General features: G+C 64.8%; 15 protein-coding genes. 7 read left to right on the top strand and 8 right to left on the bottom strand.

Features of this window, described 5'->3' with window-relative positions:
- Positions 1-29: 29 nt before the first annotated feature.
- The gene (locus L6D80_RS05380) at positions 30-5,261 is read right to left on the bottom strand and encodes an NEL-type E3 ubiquitin ligase domain-containing protein (protein ID WP_176512866.1); all 5,232 of its coding nucleotides are present in this window, start codon (positions 5,259-5,261) and stop codon (positions 30-32) included.
- A gap of 188 nt (positions 5,262-5,449) precedes the next feature.
- On the opposite strand from L6D80_RS05380, the gene L6D80_RS05375 reads away from it, so the two are divergent.
- From L6D80_RS05375 to L6D80_RS05350, 6 genes are all read left to right on the top strand, one after another.
- On the top strand, positions 5,450-7,027 hold the full coding sequence (locus tag L6D80_RS05375; RefSeq protein WP_176512865.1) for a hypothetical protein: 1,578 nt from the start codon (positions 5,450-5,452) through the stop codon (positions 7,025-7,027).
- A 186-nt stretch (positions 7,028-7,213) separates the two neighbouring features.
- Positions 7,214-8,017: a 2,5-didehydrogluconate reductase DkgB gene (dkgB, locus tag L6D80_RS05370; RefSeq protein ID WP_176512864.1), complete on the top strand. Its 804-nt coding sequence runs from the start codon at positions 7,214-7,216 to the stop codon at positions 8,015-8,017.
- A 92-nt stretch (positions 8,018-8,109) separates the two neighbouring features.
- Positions 8,110-9,297: an MFS transporter gene (locus L6D80_RS05365; RefSeq protein ID WP_176512863.1), complete on the top strand. Its 1,188-nt coding sequence runs from the start codon at positions 8,110-8,112 to the stop codon at positions 9,295-9,297.
- Between the two features lie 133 nt (positions 9,298-9,430).
- Positions 9,431-9,895: a nuclear transport factor 2 family protein gene (locus L6D80_RS05360; RefSeq protein ID WP_054901486.1), complete on the top strand. Its 465-nt coding sequence runs from the start codon at positions 9,431-9,433 to the stop codon at positions 9,893-9,895.
- A gap of 238 nt (positions 9,896-10,133) precedes the next feature.
- Complete coding sequence (locus tag L6D80_RS05355) at positions 10,134-11,369, top strand: MFS transporter (RefSeq protein WP_054901485.1); 1,236 nt, start codon at positions 10,134-10,136, stop codon at positions 11,367-11,369.
- Positions 11,370-11,405: 36 nt separating this feature from the next.
- Positions 11,406-12,179, top strand: a complete 774-nt coding sequence (locus L6D80_RS05350; protein WP_054901484.1) for an AraC family transcriptional regulator — start codon at positions 11,406-11,408, stop codon at positions 12,177-12,179.
- A gap of 3 nt (positions 12,180-12,182) precedes the next feature.
- Here L6D80_RS05350 and metC read toward each other — a convergent pair whose 3' ends face one another.
- The 6 genes from metC to L6D80_RS05320 are packed head-to-tail and all read right to left on the bottom strand — an operon-like array spanning position 12,183 to position 18,578.
- Complete coding sequence (metC, locus tag L6D80_RS05345) at positions 12,183-14,876, bottom strand: cystathionine beta-lyase (RefSeq protein WP_176512862.1); 2,694 nt, start codon at positions 14,874-14,876, stop codon at positions 12,183-12,185.
- A gap of 32 nt (positions 14,877-14,908) precedes the next feature.
- Complete coding sequence (locus L6D80_RS05340; RefSeq protein ID WP_054901482.1) at positions 14,909-15,499, bottom strand: cysteine dioxygenase family protein; 591 nt, start codon at positions 15,497-15,499, stop codon at positions 14,909-14,911.
- A gap of 25 nt (positions 15,500-15,524) precedes the next feature.
- On the bottom strand, positions 15,525-16,343 hold the full coding sequence (locus L6D80_RS05335; protein ID WP_054901481.1) for an amino acid ABC transporter ATP-binding protein: 819 nt from the start codon (positions 16,341-16,343) through the stop codon (positions 15,525-15,527).
- Positions 16,333-17,013, bottom strand: coding sequence for an amino acid ABC transporter permease (locus L6D80_RS05330; protein WP_054901480.1), 681 nt, complete (start codon positions 17,011-17,013; stop codon positions 16,333-16,335). Before L6D80_RS05330 ends, L6D80_RS05335 begins: the two co-directional genes overlap by 11 nt.
- Complete coding sequence (locus tag L6D80_RS05325) at positions 17,003-17,737, bottom strand: amino acid ABC transporter permease (RefSeq protein WP_054901479.1); 735 nt, start codon at positions 17,735-17,737, stop codon at positions 17,003-17,005. The genes L6D80_RS05330 and L6D80_RS05325 overlap by 11 nt, the downstream gene beginning before the upstream one ends.
- Before the next feature lies 1 nt (position 17,738).
- Complete coding sequence (locus L6D80_RS05320) at positions 17,739-18,578, bottom strand: transporter substrate-binding domain-containing protein (RefSeq protein WP_176512861.1); 840 nt, start codon at positions 18,576-18,578, stop codon at positions 17,739-17,741.
- A 246-nt stretch (positions 18,579-18,824) separates the two neighbouring features.
- On the opposite strand from L6D80_RS05320, the gene L6D80_RS05315 reads away from it, so the two are divergent.
- Positions 18,825-19,676 (top strand): LysR substrate-binding domain-containing protein, encoded by an 852-nt coding sequence (locus tag L6D80_RS05315; protein ID WP_054901477.1) that lies wholly within the window; start codon positions 18,825-18,827, stop codon positions 19,674-19,676.
- A gap of 9 nt (positions 19,677-19,685) precedes the next feature.
- Here the strand turns inward: L6D80_RS05315 and L6D80_RS05310 are convergent, their stop codons facing one another.
- Positions 19,686-20,648 carry an aliphatic sulfonate ABC transporter substrate-binding protein gene (locus tag L6D80_RS05310; protein WP_054901476.1) on the bottom strand — a complete coding sequence of 321 codons (963 nt, stop codon included), beginning with the start codon at positions 20,646-20,648 and terminating at the stop codon, positions 19,686-19,688.
- Between the last annotated feature and the right edge of the window lie 13 nt (positions 20,649-20,661).

The following is a 20,661-nucleotide window of genomic DNA, read 5'->3' as shown; positions in this document are numbered from 1 at the left end:
CTCACCGTCTGCCCCGAGGGCGCCCTGCATCAGCCATGGCGGCTCGGCGGTTTCCTGCTCGCTGTCGCAGGCGGTATGTCGGCCCCCCTCGCCGCCTCCTCCCTGAACCGAATCAATGCAGCCCGCACCCGCTCCATGACCTGTGAACTCAACACGTTGTGCTCAAGATTGACGTTGGCTGCATGGGTCTCGATCCAACTGAGCGCGTCCTCGCTTAGCGTCGCGATGCGATTGCCACGCAAATCCACGACCAGATCAGGATGGCGCTGCATCAGGGCCAAGGGGAAACTGCGCAGGCCGGTTGCGCGCAGGGACAGGTAAGACAGGTGCGGGTTGTAGCGCAGCCTCGGCACAATGCCCAAGGGGTTGCCTGCCAGGCTGAGGATTTCCAACCTGGAAAACCATTCCAGCCGCAGCTCGCTGCCTGCATCGAGGGTGATGACGTTGTCATGCAGGTACAACTGGGTCAGCCGGCCAAGGCCATTGAGGTGCTCGGGTACGGTGGTCAAGCGGTTGGCGCTCAGATCGAGTACAACCAACCGCTCGAGGTTACCGAGGCGGCGCGGCACGCTGCCCAGCAGGTTGCCGCTCAAGTGCAGGTTCTCCAGGCTGGTCAATCGGCAGGCCCGTTCGCTGAGGTCGGTGAGCTGGTTGAACGAGAGGTCCAGGTCGCGCAGGTGTCCCAGTTGCTCGATACCGGCTGGCAGTTCTTCCAGCTGATTGCCGCTAAGGTCCAGTTCGGTCAATTGGCTTAGGTGTTGCAATCCCGTCACCGTGGTCAGCAGATTACCGCCCAGGTTTAACCGGCGCAGGTATGGCAGGTGTTCCAGCCCGTCAAAATGGGAAATGCTGTTGCCGGAAAGGTCCACCTCTTCCAGATTTGGAAAGCACCTCAGAAATGCGCTGTCGACCGCCGTGAGCTGCTGATTGCTCAGCGACAGCGTCCGCAGCCGGTCGAACACGATACCCGCTGGGAGGGTGGGCAGCGAGCTGATCGATAAGCCTTCGATTGTTGAATTCAACGATGAATCCTGGTCCTGATAGTTCGACAGCCAGACATCCCTCAGCACCCCGGCGATGTAGGAGCGCGCCTTGTACTCCGGGCCACCAGGATGCCCCCGCCATGCCATGAGGTTGTGCTCGAGCCGCCTCGACAAATGGCTGAACCCACGGACATTTGGACCATGCGGGCCATCGAGCCGGTACCACGTCCAATAGTTACCCCGGGCCAGGGTCAATGTCATGGCCTGCTCCTCTTCCCGGCGCTGATCACGCAGCCGCTCGATCACCTCTGCAGGTGCCTGCCCTTCGCCCTCAGGAACAGCGGCAGCCAGGCGCAGGTGGTAGTCCCGGCGTATGGCGGCGAAGGGTGCGAGGTATTCTGCCTGAACATATTCCTGCCAGAACGGCTGTTGCGCCAGAAACTGACTCAGCACCTCGGGGGTTTCGGTTTCATACAAATGAGCCTCGGCGTCAGCCAGGTTGCCCAGTGTCACGGTGTCGACGTGCTCATAACTCAAGCGCGAAGGCTGGCCATGGAGGCCCAGTGATTCGGCGAGCCCAGCCCTGAACGCCAGGTAGATATCATTTTCGTTCACAGGCTCGCCGCCCGTACGCAGGGCTTCGATATGACGTGCGGCAAAGCGGTCGAGCTGATCGAGCCTGAACAACTCACGCCCCAGGTTGCGTAGCTCGCGCTCCACACGCCGGCCGCGCAGGCCCTCGGTGCGCAACACCACCTGCATCCGCACCCGCCATGCCGCAAGATCCGCCCGCCCACGTGTCGCAGCGGCCTGCTCGAACAGCGCGCTGCGTACTTGCCCATGGTGGTACATGGCATTGAGCAGTTCGACGACCTGTCGGCGCATCTCTGCAGGATGCTGGATAAACGCTGGGCCATCGGACAGCTCCGCGAGCTGAGAAAAAAAGCGCTCGCTACCCACTTGTGCGCGAAGCAACCGCCACTGTTCACGGCACTGATTCGCTTGCGCCTCCGCCAGCCCGTCGAACCATGGCGCGCCGTCCACGGCCGGCTCCTGCACGACGGGCGCGGGCTCGCTATGGAGTCGCTCCCGCGCACGCTGAGACAGCGGATTGCCCTGCAACTGAACCTCGTCGACGTTGGCGCGCAGCCGGGCAGCCTGCGCCTGGCTGACCTCGGCAATGCGGTTGTCCCGTAGATCAATGTGCTGCAAGCACTGCAAATGCGAGGTATCGGGTATCGATGTCAGCCGGTTGCCCGACAGGTTCAGCCGAGTCACATTCGGGAAGCGGGCGAGAAACCCCTCGCTGACCTCGCCCAAGTCGAGGCTGCGCAAGGTCAGCGTGGTCACATGATCAAAGCTCACCGTCGGCGCAAGGTCAGGCAGGGTGCCCAGCCTGGAACCTTCCAGGGTCAACGCCCGATTGCCGCTCGCATCATGGTCACGGCGCTGCCAGGCACGCCGGATACGCCGTGCCATACGTGCACGGCGAAGGAACTGTAGTGGGCCGGAGGCCTGTCGCCGCCACTGCCCCAACGCCTGATCCAGCGCCCGCAGCTCGTCGCACAGGCGCAGGTAGTAGTTCCAGGGGGAAAGGCCGAGGCTACGGGCAGTCGCCGTAAAATGGTCGAGTGTGTGCTCGTCGCTCGCCGGGAACAATTGCTGGAGGCCGCGCCGCAGTGCGCGATTGCTGCTCTCCCCGCGGCCGCTCAAGGGGTAACCCACACGGCCATCGCCCAGGCGTACCGGCGGCCTGAAACCAAGCCCGACCGGCGCCATGCCCAGCAACGCAGCGGCCCGCTCACGGTGCTCGCTTGCCCACAACGACAGGGCGTCGGCCAGTGCCTCAGGCGACTCACAAGCGTCGCCCAAGGCTTTCTTCTGCCAGGGGTCGAGCTGCAGCAGCAGTGCCTTGAACAGGCTGTCTTCAGCGCTGGCCGATGGCAAGGGTTGGCCAAGGGCATCCAGCGCTTGATAGCCCTGGGCAGTCCTGAGCACGGTTCGTACGTGTGTTGCCGCAGGAGCGCCAGCACTGGCGGTAGGCGTCGCCGCCAGCGTGTCGCCGCGCACATCGAGCCGCACTGCGCGCCAGGGCGCGCGGTCAGCGATCAGGCCCAGGGCCAATCGCTCAGTGTCGCGGTTGATCGCTGCCGCTTGCAGCAGGCCCGCACAGGCGCGGTCCAGCCGCGCATCGCGGATGTACCAGCGTGCCTGTTCAGCCAAGGCCAGCGGCACACGCTGGTGAGCTTGCATGTGCTCGACCAGGTCCTCGGGCGCGTGATCGATGATCTCACCCGCGCCCAGCACCGTCAGGCCGGGGAAGTCACGGCGCATCAGGGTTTGCGCCGGGCTGGGGCTACCCTGCTGCGCCTGCAGCTGCCGTTCGAACGCCTCTCCCTCCAGCCTGGGGAACTGCGCATGCAACTGGTGACGCTGCACGGCATCGCGCAAGCGCGCTGGCGGCGGGGCCTGTTCAATGTGCAAACCGCGCAGTTGCGCTTCGTCATACCCCGTTGCTCGCATTACCTCATGGACTGTTCGTTCATCGAGCTGCGCCCAGTCGCGGCTCAAGTCCTGCATCAGCTGCACGCTGCCCTGCCACTCTTGCGGGTTCTCAAGCGCATGGCGCCAGCCGCCGGCCCCATTGTCCTCAAGCACAGGGGCGTAAGCATCGCTACGCAGCGGGTGGCGGATGCGCCGCTGCTGCGTGGCCTCGTCCAGGTACGTCATGTGGCTAGCCAACGGTGTACGCACATACGCTTGGCCTTGCACCTGGGTGAGCTCGCCGACCGCCCCTCGGTCCTCGACGCCATAGCCCGGCAATGCGGGGTCACACAGCTTGAGGGTGCCTTCACCGGGGTACACCGGCACCAGCTCATCGACCCTGTCAGCACGGGCCAGACGCTGCGAAGCCGCACCAGCCCCCACATTGAGCGCGGTCATGATCACGGTTTCAGCCACGGCATACAGGTGTTCAAGGGCCTCCTGGCGGTCCCCCAATCGCCAGTCGGCATACCCCTCATACACGTCATCGGCCACCTGCAATGCCGTGATGCCCAGCAAGGGCGCGGCCAAAACGGGCAGCGCGAAACTGACCAGGCCCACCGCATCGAGCGCAAAGCTGCGATAGAAATGCAGGCGGCGATCCCGCACTTGCGCATCCACCGCAGCAGTGGGCGGCGCCTGCACACTGGCGTTGTCCAGCAAGGTGTCGATCTGTTGCTGACGCAGGTGTTCGAACAACGGCACTTCAATGGCCTCGTAGCGCCCGTCGAGCCGGACCGGGACATCCACGCCGACGCCTTGCAGTGCCTGGGCCAGGCCACGCGCATACGCTTCTCGGTCACGCTCACCGATAAAACGTTGGAAGAATTCTTTGTAGCCCGGCAAACGGAACTGTTTGCCCAATGCCAGAAACAGCATCTCCCAGGAGGCGTACCAGGTGAGCGCGCCCTGGGGGTCGTCCGGGATCCAGCACAGCACACCTTCAACCGCCGACCCGCTGGCGCCGTGTTGCTTGAATTCAAAGGCCACCGCTGAGCGTACCCGTTGACCAAACACCCGCAGTTGCATGGGCCGCAAGCCGCAGGCCGACTCCGGTTTGGCCGCCAGCAAGGCAAACAGCGGTGCACACGGGGCGTAGGCCTCTACACCGATTTCACCCTTGGCCAACGACAGCCGCAGTGTCGCCTCGAGGCTGGCCCGAAACCCTTCCTCAAGCAGAGCCTCAAGCTGCCTGCCCGCCTCGCCGTCGGGCGTAAGCTGGGCCCGCAGGTAGGCCTGGTATCGGCCCCCCAAGTCCAGCGTACGGCACAGCCTGGCAAAAGCTTTGAGCGACAAACCGGTCTCTAGCCCCGACGGATCCAGCACGGCGCTGCCCTGGAGAACCTCGGCCGCGAACGTTTCACGTTCAGTGAAGTTGTGCAGTGCCGCTTCCAGCAGGCTGTGCTCATGGACCTGCTCTCTGACGCCATCTGGCACTTGAGCGATGTAAGACGCAGAGCGTTGCAGCGTTCTGCGGCGCAAGCGGGCTTCACGCACATCAAGCGTTAGCGCGTGCTGTGTCTGCAATGCTTGTTGCAGCAGCGGCGCGGCAAAGGCCTCCAACGGGGTGATGCACGCTAGCAGCTCGTGTAATTCTTGTTGCACCTGCTGCTGGCGCTGCTGGCTGTGGTGCAAGGCGTAGAGCGTGTCCAGCGAACCGGTGGTCATCCACACCGGCAGGCGGCTGGCAATCAAGGCATCGGTGGAATCATCGGTGAACGCTTGGCTGGGCATCGCGGGCTCCTCGCGGCAAAAGCGCGATTGCACCACTGCTGTGTCAGGCGGTTGCGGTAGCTATTGCTGTACCAGTGCTTCGGACCTGGCGGTGCGCATGCCCTCGGCCTCGGATCAATAGCGCTCATGTTCCTGTCCGGCCTGCCGATACCCAGCTTTATATGCCGTGAACAGTAAGGAAGCTGGCGATGAACCCCATTACCTCAGCAGCACGCCTGACCCCCGTCTTCGACGTTGTAGCACGCGCGCCTCAGGTGAGGGCTGCCAGTTCGACCCAAACATTGGTCCCCCCCCCAAGCACCGTGGTCAGCCTCGGGCAGCAGATCGACAGCGTCGATGCTCCGCTCTACACGGCCAAGGGCACGCTGGGCGAGGGGCAGCGCCAGTATGCGTGGGAGCAGGACAGCACCGACAAACTCAGCATGTACATGTTGAGCGCAATCCAGTCGTCCTCCACTGCCGCACGCTTCCAGGGGTTGGGTGCCGCCTTGCTGGAGCAATTGGCAGCCAACGGCGGGCAACGCATCTCGCAATCGGGGCTGGCAATCAGCAACAACACGCCAACCGACCCTTTGTTGCTAGGTCTGCAGCAGGCCAGGCTGCGCGAACATGCCACCAGCAGCGTGAGCTTCAACCTGACCACCGCATCGGGTGCCACGGTGACCCTGGGGCTGTACAGCAGCGCCAATGGCCTGGCAGTGGACGCTGACGTGCAAGGGGGTACGCTGAGCGGCGAAGAGCTCAAGGGCTTGGCTGCCATGGCAGACAGCTTCCAGTCAGCCCTCAACGGCTTGTCCCAGGAGCCACCGCGCCTGCAACTGGGCACACTGGTCAAGCTCGACCCCAAACTGTTCGCCGGTCTGCAGTTGAATGCCAAGCTTGAGAACGCCAATGGCGACATGCAAACCTTCGACCTGCAGCTCGATGACCACACCCGCAGCCTGAAACTGCAAGGCCCCAGCGGTGAGGTGAAAATGAACCTCGATACCCAAGGGGGTGCGTTGCTGGGCAGCCAGGCACAGCGCCAGGCTGCGGTGGCCAATTACCTGACCCAGTTCGATGCTGCACAGAAGCGCGGCCACGGTGACGCGCAGTTGATGGCCCTGTTCAAGGATGCCTTCAGCCAGCTCAACAGTGTGGACGATACCCAGCCGCGCCCGGTGAGCCATACAACGGCGCAGAACACCGCCAGCCGCCTGCTGTTGAGTGGTCTGGCCGACTTCACCGCCTCGCTCAAGCAGGCCGAACAGAAGATCAACCCCATGCGCAGCGAAGAGGTCGATCACTTCGACTACAACGCCTCGCAAGCGACCACGCTCAAGGGCGGCACCACCAACCTGTCCGTGCAACAGGACCAGCAGGCCGATCTGAAAGCAGCCTGGCACACCGGCCTGAACCCCTTGGTCCAGCTCAACCTGACCCATGACAGCAAATCGCAGAATTACCGCTACCACGAGGTCAACGACCAATCGAGCAGCACCACACGGCTTGAGTTCGCTCGCGATAAGCTGGTGCACGCCAGTGCGACCCAGCAAGCCAGCCAGCAGGAGCGAGTACGCACCTATCAAGAGGGGGTGATGAAGGACGATGTGACCCACAAAGCGTCGTCCACCAAGACCCGTGATCTACTGGCCATGCTCGATACCCTGCTTACCCAGGATCGCGCCGCACGCCGGGTAGGCGCGGCCTCTGTACTGGAAGACCAGTTGGCTAGCCAGCGCCATCTGTGGCTGCTGCAGTCGGTCCCAGGGCAGATCGCCGCCTGACAGACTTGATTGTAACGCTGGGAGTCACGAGCCAAAGCTGTACTCGTGACTTTCAGTCAAAGCACCTTGACCCCGCCCCGCCTTAATCAATCCCCGCCAAACCTGCACACTGCTCCCATTCGAACGAGCTTGAGGCTAAAGCGCCTAAGCTCTTGTTCACCTTTCATCACTCAGCAGGAGCAGCCCATGAACATTCCATCCTTCGGCCTCGGCACCTTCCGGCTCACCGGCAACGCCGTCATCGATTCGGTCAAATCCGCCCTGGCACTGGGCTACCGGGCCATCGATACCGCACAGATCTACAAGAACGAAGCCGACGTCGGCCAGGCGATCGCCGAGAGCGGCGTCCCGCGAAATGAGCTGTTCATCACCACCAAGATCTGGGTCGACAACTACGCCGCCGCCAAGCTGGTCCCCAGCCTGCGCGAGAGCCTGAACAAGCTGCGCACCGACTACGTCGACCTGCTGCTGATCCATTGGCCGGCTCCGGATAACGGCGTCGAATTGACCGAATTCATGACGGCCCTGGCCGATGCCAAGAAGCTTGGCCTGACTCGTCAGATCGGTGTGTCCAACTTCAACATCGAACTGACCCGGCAGGCCATCGATGTGGTCGGTCAAGGGGAGATCGCCACCAACCAGATCGAACTCAGCCCCTACCTGCAGAACAGCAAGCTCGCCGCCTACCTCAAGGAACAGGGCATCACCGTGACCTCCTACATGACCCTGGCCTATGGCAAGGTCCTGAACGACCCGCTGCTAGCCGAGATCGCCGCCAAGCACAAGGCCACCGTCGCCCAGGTCGCGCTGGCCTGGGCCCTGCAGTTGGGCTACGCGGTGATCCCGTCGTCCACCAAGCGCGAGAACCTGGCCAGCAACCTGCTTGCCCGCGACCTGCGCCTGGACGCTGACGACATGGCGCGCATCGCCACGCTCGAGCGTAACGGTCGCGAAGTCAGCCCCGACGGCCTGGCGCCTGCCTGGGACTGATCCCTATGCGCCGGTAGCGCTTCCCTCGCAGGTAAACCCGTCAAGGGAGCGCTACCGACCACCTTCGATGACCTGCATTCTTGGAGCTGTAGATGAGCGCGCTTTCCCCCAAACGGGTCCTGTTTGCCCTGGCCATCGGCGCCTTCGGCATCGGCACCACAGAGTTCACCCCGATGGGCCTGCTGCCGGTGATCGCCCAGGGCGTCGATGTCAGCATCCCCAGCGCGGGCATGCTGATTACCGCCTACGCCATCGGCGTGATGGTCGGCGCACCGATCATGACGTTGTTGTTCAGCCGCTTTGGCAAACGCGCCGCGCTGATGGCGCTGATGGCCATCTTCACGCTCGGCAACCTGCTGTCGGCGCTCTCGCCGGACTACTACACCCTGCTCGCGTCCCGGTTAGTCACCAGCCTCAACCATGGCGCCTTCTTCGGCCTGGGTGCGGTGGTGGCCGCCAGCGTGGTGCCCAAGGATAAACAGGCCAGTGCCGTGGCAACCATGTTCATGGGCCTGACCATCGCCAACATCGGCGGCGTACCCGCCGCCACCTGGATCGGGCAGCAAGTCGGCTGGCGCATGGCGTTTGCCGGTACCGCAGTGCTCGGCCTGCTGGCCATGAGCGCCTTGTGGTATGCCCTGCCCAGAGGTGAGCGCGGCAGCGTACCCCACGTGCGCAAGGAGCTGGCAGTGATCGCACGCCCCAGCGTACTGCTGGCGATGGCCACCACGGTGCTGGGTGCCGGCGCCATGTTCACCCTGTATACCTACGTGGCACCGGTGCTGGCGGAGCTGACCGGCGCCTCGGACAGGTTCGTCACCTTCGGCCTGGTACTGATCGGGGTGGGGTTCACCCTTGGCAACAGCTTGGGGGGGCGTCTGGCCGACTGGTCGCTGGACGGCGCAGCCCGAATCTTTCTTGGCCTCTTGGCGTTGATCATGTTGCTGATGCCACTGGTGCTCGGCAGTCACATGGGCGCCGCCATCGCGCTGTTGGTTTGGGGCGTGTTCACCTTCGCGGTGGTGCCGCCTTTGCAGATGCGCGTGATGACGGCGGCCATCGAGGCGCCGGGGCTGGCCTCGTCGATCAACGTTGGCGCGTTCAACCTGGGCAATGCCGTGGGTGCGGCCCTGGGTGGCGCTGTGATCAGCCTGAACCTGGGCTATGCCGCTGTGCCGGTGGCCGGTGGTCTGCTGGCGGCGGCAGCCCTGCTGCTGGTCTGGCTCGGCGGGCGCCAGAAGGCGCCTGAGCAGGCCCTCAAGGGCGCCGCTGAGCAGTGAAAGCGGGAGGGGGCTGTTGCGGGCCCGCATCATTTCGCCAACTGCAATTATCAAATGTTGCATGCAGCCATTCTCAACCCAGGCATCGTGGTACTACGCTGCTCCAGGCCCACCACCACCGAGGAGTATCCCGATGTCACGCCCACCCTTGCCACCCTTCACCCGCGAAAGCGCCATCGAAAAAGTCCGCCTGGCCGAAGACGGCTGGAACAGTCGCGACGCCGCCAAGGTAGCTCTGGCCTACACCGTGGACACGGTCTGGCGCAACCGCGTGGAGTTTCCCCGGGGCCGCGCCGACGTGCAGGCATTCCTGACCCGCAAGTGGAACCATGAGCTGGAATACCGCCTGATCAAGGAGCTGTGGGCGTTCACCGACAACCGCATTGCCGTGCGTTATGCCTACGAATACCACGACGATAGCGGCCAATGGTTCCGCGCCTATGGCAACGAGAATTGGGAGTTCGCCGAAGATGGCTTGATGCAACTTCGCCATTCGAGCATCAACGAGCACCCCATTACCCAAGCGCAGCGCAAATTCCACTGGCCCCTTGGCCGTCGCCCGGATGACCACCCAGGCCTTGGCGAACTGGGGCTTTGAAGGTCAGGCACCCTCGCAGAGGGCGCACCTGCGGGTGACGCACGCACAGCACGTAGCGCTCATGGACGACGCTCTGCTGCGAGTAACCACCCAAGGTCCAGCCAGGCGCATGTTGCCCAAACCAGCAATGTCCGAAACGCGCTAGTGGGTGCCTGTTCGACGTGAGACAGACAAAAGCGGCGCTGGATATTCTCCAGCCGCAATGCCTTGTTACCACTCGACAAAAAGAGCCTCGCCCATGACGACTTCTGCCGCCACCTTGGCCTCGCCCACCGCGCCCGCCGATCAACCCCAGGGCTTTCTGGTCCGCATCGTCGGTGCTGCCGCCTTCGCACACCTGCTCAACGACCTGATCCAGGCTGTCCTGCCGTCGATCTACCCCATGCTCAAAAGCGACTTCTCGCTTAGCTTCGCCCAGATCGGCTGGATCGCCCTGGTCTACCAGGTCACCGCCTCGCTGCTGCAACCCTGGGTTGGCATGTACACCGACAAACACCCACAACCTTACCTGCTGCCCGCCGGCATGCTGGTGACCCTGGTCGGCATCGCCCTGCTGGCATTCGCCGACAGTTACCCCATGCTGCTGGTGGCGGCGGCGGTAGTCGGCGTCGGTTCGGCTACCTTCCACCCCGAAGCCTCGCGGGTGGCGCGCATGGCCTCGGGCGGGCGCTTCGGCACCGCGCAGTCGACCTTCCAGGTCGGCGGCAACACCGGCTCTGCGATCGGCCCATTGCTGACGGCGGCGATCGTCATCCCCCACGGCCAGTCGGCCATCGCCTGGTTCATGCTGGCCGCTGCGTTGGCGGTCTTCGTGCTGCTGCGCGTCACCGGCTGGACCATCCGCCATGGCCAGACACACCTCAAGAGCTTTGCCGGGCAACAGGCGCCAGGGCTTTCCAGGGGCGCCATGTGGCGTGCGGTAGGTGTGATCGCAGTGCTGATGTTCGCCAAGTTCGTGTACATCGCCTCGTTTACCAACTACTTCACCTTTTACCTCATCGAACACTTCGGCCTGAGCGTGCAGCAAAGCCAGTTGTACCTCTTCGTGTTCCTTGCCGCCGTGGCGCTGGGCACCTTCGCCGGCGGGCCGGTGGGTGACCGAATCGGGCGCAAGGCGGTGATCTGGATTTCCTTCCTTGGCGTAGCGCCCTTCGCCCTCGCCTTGCCCTATGCCAACCTGGCATGGACAGCCGTGCTGGCGGTGGCCATTGGCCTGGTGATGTCGTCGGCCTTCGCCGCGCTGGTGGTCTACGCCCAGGAAGCGGTGCCAGGACGCGTCGGCATGGTGTCCGGGGTGATGTTCGGGCTGATGTTCGGCATCAGCGGCATCGGTGCTGCCGGGCTGGGGGAGTTGGCGGACCTGCATGGCATCGAGTGGGTGTACCGGGCGATCTCGTTCCTGCCGCTGCTCGGCCTGGCGACCGCCTTGCTGCCGGCGACCCGTTCCAAGGCACGGCCAGCCACCTGCTGCTAAGATGGCGGCGCCGGATTGCGGCAACATGAGGGCACCATGGTAAAGCCACTGAAAGACATGCTGGTGGAGGTCGATGAATGGACCTGGGAGGTCGGCAGCCGTGCCACCGACTACCCCCCGGACTGGTACATCGCCCCGCACTCGCATGCCAAGCATCAGCTGATCTACGCCATCAAGGGCCTGATGATCGTGGCGTCGCAATCCGAACGCTGGACGGTACCGACCAGCCGTGGCATCTGGATGCCCTGCGGGCAGGAGCACGCCATTCGCTGCGTGGGCGACGTGAAGATGCGCAGCGTGTTCGTGCGCCCGGATGCCGCAGCAGGCCTGCCACTCCAGAGCAAGGCCATCAGTATTTCACCGCTGCTCAGCGAGCTGATCAAGGCCTCGGTACACTTCACCGGGCCCTTTGCCGACGATTCGCGGGAAGCGCGCATCATGCGCCTGATCCTTGATGAAATCAGCGTTCTGCCGACCTTGCCGCTGAAGCTGCTGCAACCCCGCGACCAGCGTCTGCTGACGATTTGCTCAGCCCTGCAGCAACGGCCGGACGACCCCTCCACCGTTGCCGACTGGGGGCAGTACCTGGGCGTGGACGAGAAAACCATCCAGCGCCTGTTTCGCAAGGAAACCGGCATGACCTTCGGCCAATGGCGCCAGCAGGCGCGACTGATGCAGGCCCTGGAGCGCATCGCCCTCGGCGAGCGCATCATCGATGTGGCCGGGACGCTGGGCTATGACAGCCCCAGCGCGTTCGCCAGCATGTTCAAGCGCCAGTTCGGCACCACCCCGAGCCAGTTCTTCAAGTAGGCTTCACGCCCTGAAAGCCTGATCCAGGTCACGCTGCAGCGAGCCCACGTCTTCAAGCCCGACATGCAGGCGCACCAGCGTGCCGGGCAATGCCGGTGACGTGCTGCGTTCGCCGACCTCGGCCAATGTGACCAGGCTCTCGTAGCCGCCCCACGAGGCGCCGATCCCGAATAGCCGCAAACCGTTGACGAAGGCCTCGGCGCGGGCGCTGTCTGCGTCGGCAAAGGCAAAGCTGAGCAGGCCGTTGCTGCCCTTGAAGTCGCGCTGCCACAGCGCATGCCCAGGGTGCTCCGGCAGCGCCGGGTGGTACACCCGGGCCACTTCTTCACGGCCCTGCAGCCAATGGGCGATCTGCAGCCCCTGGCGCTCGTGCACGGCCATGCGGCTGGCCAGGCTGCGGGCCCCGCGCAGTACCAGCCAGGCATCGTCGGGGCTGACGGTGCAGCCGCAGGTATCGCTCATGCGCGACAGCGCGGGGAACGCTTCGCGGGTGGTGCAGACACTGCCCATCATCACATCGCTGTGGCCGCCCAGGTACTTGGTCAGGGCCATGATCGAGATGTCGGCCCCCAACGCCAGGGGCTGCTGCAGATAGCCCGAGGCCCAGGTATTGTCGACCGCCAGCAGGATGTTTCTGGGCTTGCACAGGGCCGCCACGGCGGGCAGATCGACAAGTTCGTACAACAGCGAACCTGGGTTCTCGCAGTAGACCATGCGCGTATTGGCGCGCAATGCATCCTGCAAGCCGTGGCCGTTGGCGGCAAAATACTGCACCTGTACGCCGAAAGGCTCGAGCAGTTCACGCGCCAGGCGTCGCACCGGGCCGTAGACGCCATCACTGACCAACAGATGATCCCCCGGGCGCAGGTAGGCGAGCAGGGTCTGGCTGATGGCCTGCAAGCCGGTCGCGAAGAGCTTGCTGCGGTATCCGCCCTCAAGCTCGGTGACCAGGTCTTCCAAGGCGTGGCCGGTCGGGTTGCCACGGGCACCGTAGCTGAGCACCCGCTCCTGGTCGCGACGGCTGCGGGCCTCGCGCATGGCCGCGACGTTGTCGAACAACACCGTGCTCAACCGGCTTACCGGCGGGTTGACGCCATGGGCACCCTGCCCTGGTTCGCCGCGCCCGCCGTGCACCAGGCGGGTGGCGACCGGCTCGGCCGGGGTCAACGGGGCGAAGCTGGCGATTTCCGCGGCGCTCATCTGGGCGATCAGGCCGGTCTCCCACGCCAGGTACTGGCGTGCAGCCTCCTTGTTGCCGGCATGGCGGTCATGCACGAAGAACAGAAAGTCGATGCACTCGGCATCGGCCAGCGACAGGTCATCTTCGACCTGGGGCCAGGTCGCGAGCGCGGCGGCCGGGAACAGCCGTGCTGCCCTGCGTTGTGCGTCGGGCAGCTCATCGGCGGCCAGTTGCGCAACCCGCGGGTCGTCGGCAATGAACACCAGGTGCTGCTCGACGCCCCGCACATCTGCTGCAAGCCGCGACCGGGTCGACCAGCGCGCACCACGGGCATGGCGCTTGCGGTAGGCCATGCTCGGGCGCAGGTCGATCAGCAGGGCGTCGTCGAGCGCCGCCATACTGGCCTCTGGCAGGCTGGCAATCGGTGCCGGCACAGGCGCCAAGGCCAGCCCGCTGGCCACGCCGCCATCGAGGACATAGGCCGGGTGGCCCATCTGGCGCAGCCAACTGGCGACCACCGGGGCCCGCACCCCGTCATCGTCGAACAGCACGACCCGCGCCTTGCGCACGCCAATGTACAGGTCGGTCCCCTGCACCAGCTGACCGCCCGGCGCATGTTGCGCCCCTGGCAGGCTGCCTGCAGCGAACTCCTCCGGCGTGCGTACATCGCACAGGAACAGACTACGGGTGCGGTCAGCCGCCCATACCTGCACCTGCTCGGCCGACACCCATTGCACCCCCGCCTGCTGCCCCAAACGCCGGGCGCGTTCGCGCTGGTGCGCCAGCGCCTGGCCGCTGTGGGCCGGGTAGCCCTGACGGCTGCCATGCTCAAGCGGCAGGTCGACCAGGTGCCAGCCCTGGGTGCCGTTCTCCAGGGCATAGACCGGGTTTTCGAGGCCCAGGTTGATCAGCGTCTGCGCCCCGATGATGCTCCGGGTGCGGCCCGCACAGTTGATGACCACCGGCGTCTGCGGATCGCTGACCAGGTCCTCGATACGGTAGCCCAGCTCGCCATTGGGGCAGCAGATGGCGCCTGGGATGCTCATCTTGGCGAATTCATCCAGCGGCCGGCCATCGAGCAGTACCAGGGATTTGCCCGTGCGCTGCCACGTTGCCAGTTGCTCGGCGCTGATGCTTGGGGTATGGCAAGCATGCTCAACCAGTTCGCCAAAGGCCTTGGACGGCAGATGCACGCCAGCGAACAGCTCATGGCCAGCGGCCTGCCATGCCCGGCTGCCCCCAGCAAGCCGATGCACCGCGCAGTAGCCCAGCGCGGCCAGGCGCTGGGCCGCACGCTCTGCCAGCGCGCCGTCGTCAAGGTCATAGATCACCGTGCGCACCGCCGGGTTTGGGGCCAGGCGCGGGGCGTCGATTTCCAGCCGGCCGTACGGCAGGTTGACGGCATGGAACAGGTGGGCTTCGCCGTATTGGCCGTGCTCACGCACATCGAACAGGGCGATTTCCTGGCCATCGAACAGCCAGTCATGCAGTTGTGCGGGGGTAACGCTCGAGCTCATGGGACGCGGTCCGTGGTCGTGATCGTGGTCGGTCAGAGGCCGTAGGCCTCGATGGAAGGCGCCATCTGCGATTTGTTGTAATTCACCACGCTGCCGTCGTCCTTGACGCCGTAGCGATGGTCGAGGGATTCCAGCGGGCGGCCGTACAGGTGAAAGTGCAAGGTAGGGGTCTGCCCTTCGACACGGATGCCGTGCAGGTCTTCACCCAGGAAGGCCACCGAAGTGCCTGGCTGCACGATGATCTCGCGCTCGAGCGCCAGCTGCGCCCGGGTCGGGTCGCTGCCGTCGTCGGCGCGGCGGTACACCCGGTTGAGCTCCTGGCCTTCGACCGCAACGATGATCGCCCAGGTTTCGTGGTTGTGCGGCAGGGTCGCTTTGCCGGGCAGCAGCGAGTTGACGTACAGCGTCGGCGACTCGCCATCGTCATTGAGCCGATAGCGGAACTGGGTTTCACCGCTGGCGGCATCCGGTGCCGGGAAGCGCTCGAAGTTGAACAGCTCACGCTGGTTGGCCAAGGCCTCGAGCAGGGTGACGATCTGCTGCAGTGCAGCGCGGTCAACCCCCCGCTCGTGTATGGCACGCACTTGCGCGAGGAATGGCTGGATCACGGATTCACGGGACATCGTAGGCCTCTCTTCTTCGGTGGGGTCATACGCTGAGGCTGTAGCGCCCCAGGTTGCTCAAAAGGTCCGGTGCAGGTCGGCCGGGACGTTGGCCGGCCTCACCCTGGGCATGCTGCAGGAACGTACGCGTGCGCTCGTGCTGCGGGTCACGGAATACCTGCTGGGCGCTGCCGTGCTCGACGATGCGGCCATGCTCGGTGAAGTACACCTGGTCGCTGATCTCTTCGGCAAAGCGCATCTCGTGCGTCACCAGCACGCAGGTCATGCCCTCCTCGGTCAGGGCACGTATCACCGCCAGCACCTCACCGACCGTCTCTGGGTCGAGCGCCGAGGTTACCTCGTCGAACAGCATCAGCCGCGGCCGCATGGCCAGGGCGCGGGCGATCGCCACGCGTTGTTGCTGCCCCCCGGAGAGCTGGCCGGGGAAGGCATCGGCCTTGTGGCCCAGGCGTACCTTGTCGAGTAGCACCCGCGCTTCTTCGCGGGCCTCGTCACGGTTGCGGCCCAGCACTTTGATCGGAGCGATGAGCAGGTTGTCCAGCACGCTCAGGTGAGGGAACAGGTTGTACTGCTGGAAAACAAAGCCTACGTGCTTGCGCAAGGCAATCAGCTCAGCCTCGCTGCGCAGGTCGTGCACCTGCGTGCTGCCAATGCGGATGCTGCCCCGCTGTGGGCGCAGCAAGCCGGTGATGCAGCGCAGGATGGTCGACTTGCCCGAACCTGACGGGCCAATGATCGACACCGCCTGCCCGGCCTGCACCTGCAAGTCGATGCCGCGCAGCACCTGGGTATCACCGAACGCCAGGTGCACATCGCTGAGCTGGATCAAAGGTTCAGAAGGCATAGCGGCGCTCCAGGCGTTGGGTAAGGCGGGAAATCGGGTAGCAATAGAGGAAGAACAACACCAGCACACTGGCATACACCAGCACGGTGAAGTGGGTCTGGTTGACCGTGTTGGCGGCGATCTGGGCGCTGTCGATCAGGTCATGCACACCCACCAGCGAGGCCAGGGCGGTACCCATGGTCACCACCGCGTACAGGTTCATCCAGGGCGGCAGCATGCGCTTGAGGCACTGCGGCAGGATGATCGAGCGGAAGATCTGGCCCCGGCTGAAGGCCAGTGAGCGCGCGGCCTCCCACTGCGTCGCCGGGATCGAGGCGACTGCACCGCGAAAAATCTCGGCCACATTGGCGCTGGCGGGCAAGGCCAGGCCGACTGTGACCTTCAGCCAGTCGGGGAACGCCAACCAGGTACCGCCGATGTGTACCTCGAAGGGGAACACGTAGGACGTGAAGTAGAGCAGCACCAGCCACGGCGCGTTGCGGAACACCTGCACCCATAACCGTGCAAGCACGCGCAACGGTGCCAGCGGCGACAATGCCAGCCCCCCCACCAGCAGGCCCAGCAGGCTACCGATGGCGATGGCCCCGACACTGATCTGGATGTTCTGCAGCAGGCCCAGCGCCAGGCTGGGGGCCCAGTGCCACAAGGTGGTCAAGGCATCAGTGGCCATAGCCGGGCATCCTCAGGCGTGCTTCCAGCGCACGGCCGATACAGTTGACGGCGAAACTGAGCAGGCCGAAGAAGGCCAGGATCAGAATCATCAGTTCGATCACGTTGTCGCTCTGGGTCCAGATCATGATCGAGGCATAGGTGATGTCGTTGACCGCAATCGCCGAGGCCACCGCCGTCATCTTCACCAGGTCGATCAGGTTGTTGACCAGGGCTGGCAAGGCGAAGCGCAGCGCCAGCGGCAGCTGCACCTCCAACAGTTGCTGGCGGCGGCTCAAGGCCAGCGAACTGGCGGCCTCCAGGGTGACCGGCGGCACCGCCTCGATACCGGCACGCAGGGCTTCGGCGTGGAACGCGCCCTTGTGCAAGGAGATCACGATCACGACCCAGGCGAACGGTGTCATGGGGTTGGCGTTGCCCAGGCTCTGGTTGAGCAGCATGTTCAGTACCAGGAAGGCGCAGTACAGTTGAACCAGCGTCGGGGTATTGCGCGTCACCTCGACAAATGCCCGTGCTGGCCAGCGCAGCCAGCGCTGCTGGCTGGTCAGCATGGCGGCCAGCACCATGCCGACCAGCAGGCTACCCATGATGCTCGTCAGGCACAGCCAGAGCGTGGTCAACGCGCCCTCGAGCAGGTTACCGCGGTGGTAGGCATCGAGCAGGAAGTGGTAGTCCAGACCCAGCCGGGTGCCCTGCTCGACCAACCCTTGCAAAATCGCGCTCATTTCAGGCGCCATCGCCCTGCAGTTGCTGGCGCAATTCCACCAGCGCCGGCGAGGCCGGGGTAATGTGGTTGGCCTGTTCGCGCTCGATCAACCAGCCGCTGCGATGCCACTGGCGCACGAACGGATCAAGGCGGGCCTGGGTGTCGGTTTCGCCGAGCCGGGTCCAGATCACCGACGGTGCCGGGTTGAGCTCGGGCGCCAGGGCACGGTAGCCGCTCCACTCGCCGCCCTTGGCCAGCAGCGGGTTGATCAGCGTGGCGTCGTGCACCGCCGCCACGCAGTTGTTGCCGCGCAGGGCCAGCAGCGACTCGGCCGACGTCTTGAAGGCCTTGAGCTGGGCGCCCAGATCGATCAGCGCCTGGGTATAGCTGCTGCCCTGGGAGGTGCACACCGGTTGCCCCTTGAGGTCGGCCCAGCTGTGTACCGGGCTGTCCTTGGCCACTGCGGCAGTGCCACCCACGCGGTAGAACGGCGTCGGCACGTGGCCAAGCAGCTTGTCGCGTTCAGGGTTCCATTCCATGTTGGCGATCAGCAGGTCGACCTTGCCCTGCTGCAGGAACTGCACGCGGTTGGCGGGCTGCACGGCCACCAGGTCGAGTTGCACATTGAGCTGGCGGGCCAGGTCACGGGCCAGGTCGACACTGAACCCTGTCGGCTGGCGGGTGGCCGGGTCGATGGCACCGAAGGGGCCGCCAGACAGCACGACGCCTACTGACAGGCGCTGGCGTTGCTCGATCTTGTCGAGGGTGGCGTCGGCATGGGCCAGACCGCTGCCGGCCAGGGTAGTGCCGGTGAGCAGCGTGGCAAGCAGGGCCTTGCGGGCAACAGTGGACAGCGACATGGTGAGCTCCTCGTTCCGGCGGCCGGAGCACCCGGCCTGATGAGGGCGCATGCTAGGAAGTCGCAGGCGCGAGGGGAAATGCAAATATCGCCTATCGTTATAACTTTGAAGCTATACACAATCATCAAAACGGACATAAGCCAGCATTTACAGGCGCTTCAAACTTTTTAAATGCACCGCTCTCGCAGAACGCATAAAGATCCGTTATATTTATTTGAAACGGATTAATGTAAAGCACACCCGCCCATGCCTGCTCTGGACCTGGAATTGCTCCGCACCTTCGTCGCCATCGCCGACCACGCCAGCTACGCCGAGGCGGGCCGCCACCTTGCCCGCACCCAGGCCTCGGTGACGCAGCACATGCAACGCCTGGAACACCAGGTGGGCGTTACCCTGCTGCGCAAGCAAGGCCGCCACAAGGCCCTTACCGACGCCGGGCGCCAATTGCTGCGCCATGCCCGGCAAATGCTGGCACTCAACGACGAGGCCCTCGCCGGGCTGCGCGAGGACGGCCTGAGCGGCGTGCTGCGCATCGGTTCACCCCACGACATCGCCGACACCATCCTGCCGCCCATTCTTAGCCACATCGCCCGTTCGGCGCCCAACCTGCGCCTGGAGATCGACGTAGGCCGCAGCCCGTTCTTGATGGAGGACCTGCAACGCGGCAAGGTCGACATGGTCATCTCGACGCGCACCGCAGCGGGGCTGGAAGGCTTTGCCCTGCGGACCTCGCCAGTGTGGTGGATCTGCGCTGCGCAGTACCAGCACGTACCGGGCGAGCCGTTGCCGTTGGTGCTGGTGGATGAGCCAAGCCTGTACCGCAAACTGGCCCTGGAAGCACTCGAGCACGCCGGAATCGCCTGGCGCCAGGCATACCTGGCGTCCAACCTGATCGGCATCAAGGCGGCGGTGCGCGCCGGGCTGGGGATTACCGCACGCAGCCAGGAAATGGTCAGCCCGGACATGCGGGTGCTCGGCCAGAGCGATGGCCTGCCACCGCTGCCGGATGTGACCTACTACCTGTGGGTGCGGGCGAATACGGTCAACCCGCTGATTCGCCAGGCCTATGCCATGGTGCGCGCCAGCATAGGCCTGTAGCGCAGGCGCTTACTGCCCAGCGCGGGGCTCGAACACGGTCACCGCACGCGCATCGACCGGCTTGGGCAGTAGCCCTTCACGGTAGAACGCATCGGCGATGCGCTGCTGCTCGCCGAGGTTGTCCAGCTTGACCGGCTGCACATCGTAGCTGCGCCGGGCATTGGCCTGCTGCACGGTGGCGCTGTCCAAGTTGCCCCACAACGGCCCCAGTACACGGGCGGCAGCTTCAGGGTTAGCCTTGGTCCAGGCCCCTATCTCGCGCAATGCCTGGTAGACCTGCTGCAGCACCTCGGGGTGCGCCTTGGCGTAGTCGCTGCCGGCCAGGTAATAGCGCTGGTAGCTGGCCAGGCCGTTGCCATCGGCGAGAACCCGCGCATTCTGCTGGCGCTGGGCACTGGCCACATACGGGTCCCAGGTTACCCAGGCATCGACCTTGCCGTTCTCGAACGCAGCGCGCCCATCAGCGGGAATCAGGTACGCCGGGGTGATGTCCTTGAAGTTCAAGCCGGCCTTGGCCAGCGCCTCAATCAACAGGTAATGGCTGCCCGCCGCCTTGGTTACCGCCACGCGCTTGCCCTTGAGGTCGGCCAGGGTCTTGAGCGGCGAGTTGGCCGGCACCAGGATGGCCTGGGCCGACGGCGACGGGGCTTCCCGGGCAAAGTAGGTGAGGTTGGCGCCAGCAGCCTGGGTGAACACCGGCACGGTATCGGCAACGTCCGCAGACAGGTCGACGTTGCCCAGGTTCAAGGCCTCGAGCAGCGGCAAACCGCTGGGGAACTCGTGCCAGGTGACGCGAATGCCCTCGGCCTGCAAGCGATGCTCCAGGCTGCCACGGGCCTTGAGCAACGTCAGCAAGGTCGAGGACTTCTGATAGCCGATGCGCAGGGTCTGCTCGGCGCTGGCCAGTGACGGCAGCAGGCCGCCGATCAGCAAGCCCAGGGCGAGGTGGCGCAAGCGTTTACGGTGCAACATAGGGGGTCTCCGG

This window comes from Pseudomonas ceruminis, assembly GCF_021602025.1.
GTDB lineage: Bacteria > Pseudomonadota > Gammaproteobacteria > Pseudomonadales > Pseudomonadaceae > Aquipseudomonas > Aquipseudomonas ceruminis.
The sequence above is the reverse complement of the archived record's forward strand: the minus strand, read 5'-3'. Positions and strand labels throughout refer to the sequence as shown.

What these genes read in the sequence shown, in the direction of transcription:
- dkgB (WP_176512864.1), top strand. Translation starts at nt 7,214, where the DNA reads ATGAACATTCCATCCTTCGGCCTCGGCACCTTCCGGCTCACCGGCAAC.
- L6D80_RS05310 (WP_054901476.1), bottom strand. Translation starts at nt 20,648, where the DNA reads ATGTTGCACCGTAAACGCTTGCGCCACCTCGCCCTGGGCTTGCTGATC.
- L6D80_RS05360 (WP_054901486.1), top strand. Translation starts at nt 9,431, where the DNA reads ATGTCACGCCCACCCTTGCCACCCTTCACCCGCGAAAGCGCCATCGAA.
- L6D80_RS05340 (WP_054901482.1), bottom strand. Translation starts at nt 15,499, where the DNA reads ATGTCCCGTGAATCCGTGATCCAGCCATTCCTCGCGCAAGTGCGTGCC.
- L6D80_RS05380 (WP_176512866.1), bottom strand. Translation starts at nt 5,261, where the DNA reads ATGCCCAGCCAAGCGTTCACCGATGATTCCACCGATGCCTTGATTGCC.
- L6D80_RS05320 (WP_176512861.1), bottom strand. Translation starts at nt 18,578, where the DNA reads ATGTCGCTGTCCACTGTTGCCCGCAAGGCCCTGCTTGCCACGCTGCTC.
- L6D80_RS05315 (WP_054901477.1), top strand. Translation starts at nt 18,825, where the DNA reads ATGCCTGCTCTGGACCTGGAATTGCTCCGCACCTTCGTCGCCATCGCC.
- L6D80_RS05355 (WP_054901485.1), top strand. Translation starts at nt 10,134, where the DNA reads ATGACGACTTCTGCCGCCACCTTGGCCTCGCCCACCGCGCCCGCCGAT.
- L6D80_RS05375 (WP_176512865.1), top strand. Translation starts at nt 5,450, where the DNA reads ATGAACCCCATTACCTCAGCAGCACGCCTGACCCCCGTCTTCGACGTT.
- L6D80_RS05365 (WP_176512863.1), top strand. Translation starts at nt 8,110, where the DNA reads ATGAGCGCGCTTTCCCCCAAACGGGTCCTGTTTGCCCTGGCCATCGGC.
- metC (WP_176512862.1), bottom strand. Translation starts at nt 14,876, where the DNA reads ATGAGCTCGAGCGTTACCCCCGCACAACTGCATGACTGGCTGTTCGAT.
- L6D80_RS05330 (WP_054901480.1), bottom strand. Translation starts at nt 17,013, where the DNA reads ATGGCCACTGATGCCTTGACCACCTTGTGGCACTGGGCCCCCAGCCTG.
- L6D80_RS05350 (WP_054901484.1), top strand. Translation starts at nt 11,406, where the DNA reads ATGGTAAAGCCACTGAAAGACATGCTGGTGGAGGTCGATGAATGGACC.
- L6D80_RS05325 (WP_054901479.1), bottom strand. Translation starts at nt 17,737, where the DNA reads ATGAGCGCGATTTTGCAAGGGTTGGTCGAGCAGGGCACCCGGCTGGGT.
- L6D80_RS05335 (WP_054901481.1), bottom strand. Translation starts at nt 16,343, where the DNA reads ATGCCTTCTGAACCTTTGATCCAGCTCAGCGATGTGCACCTGGCGTTC.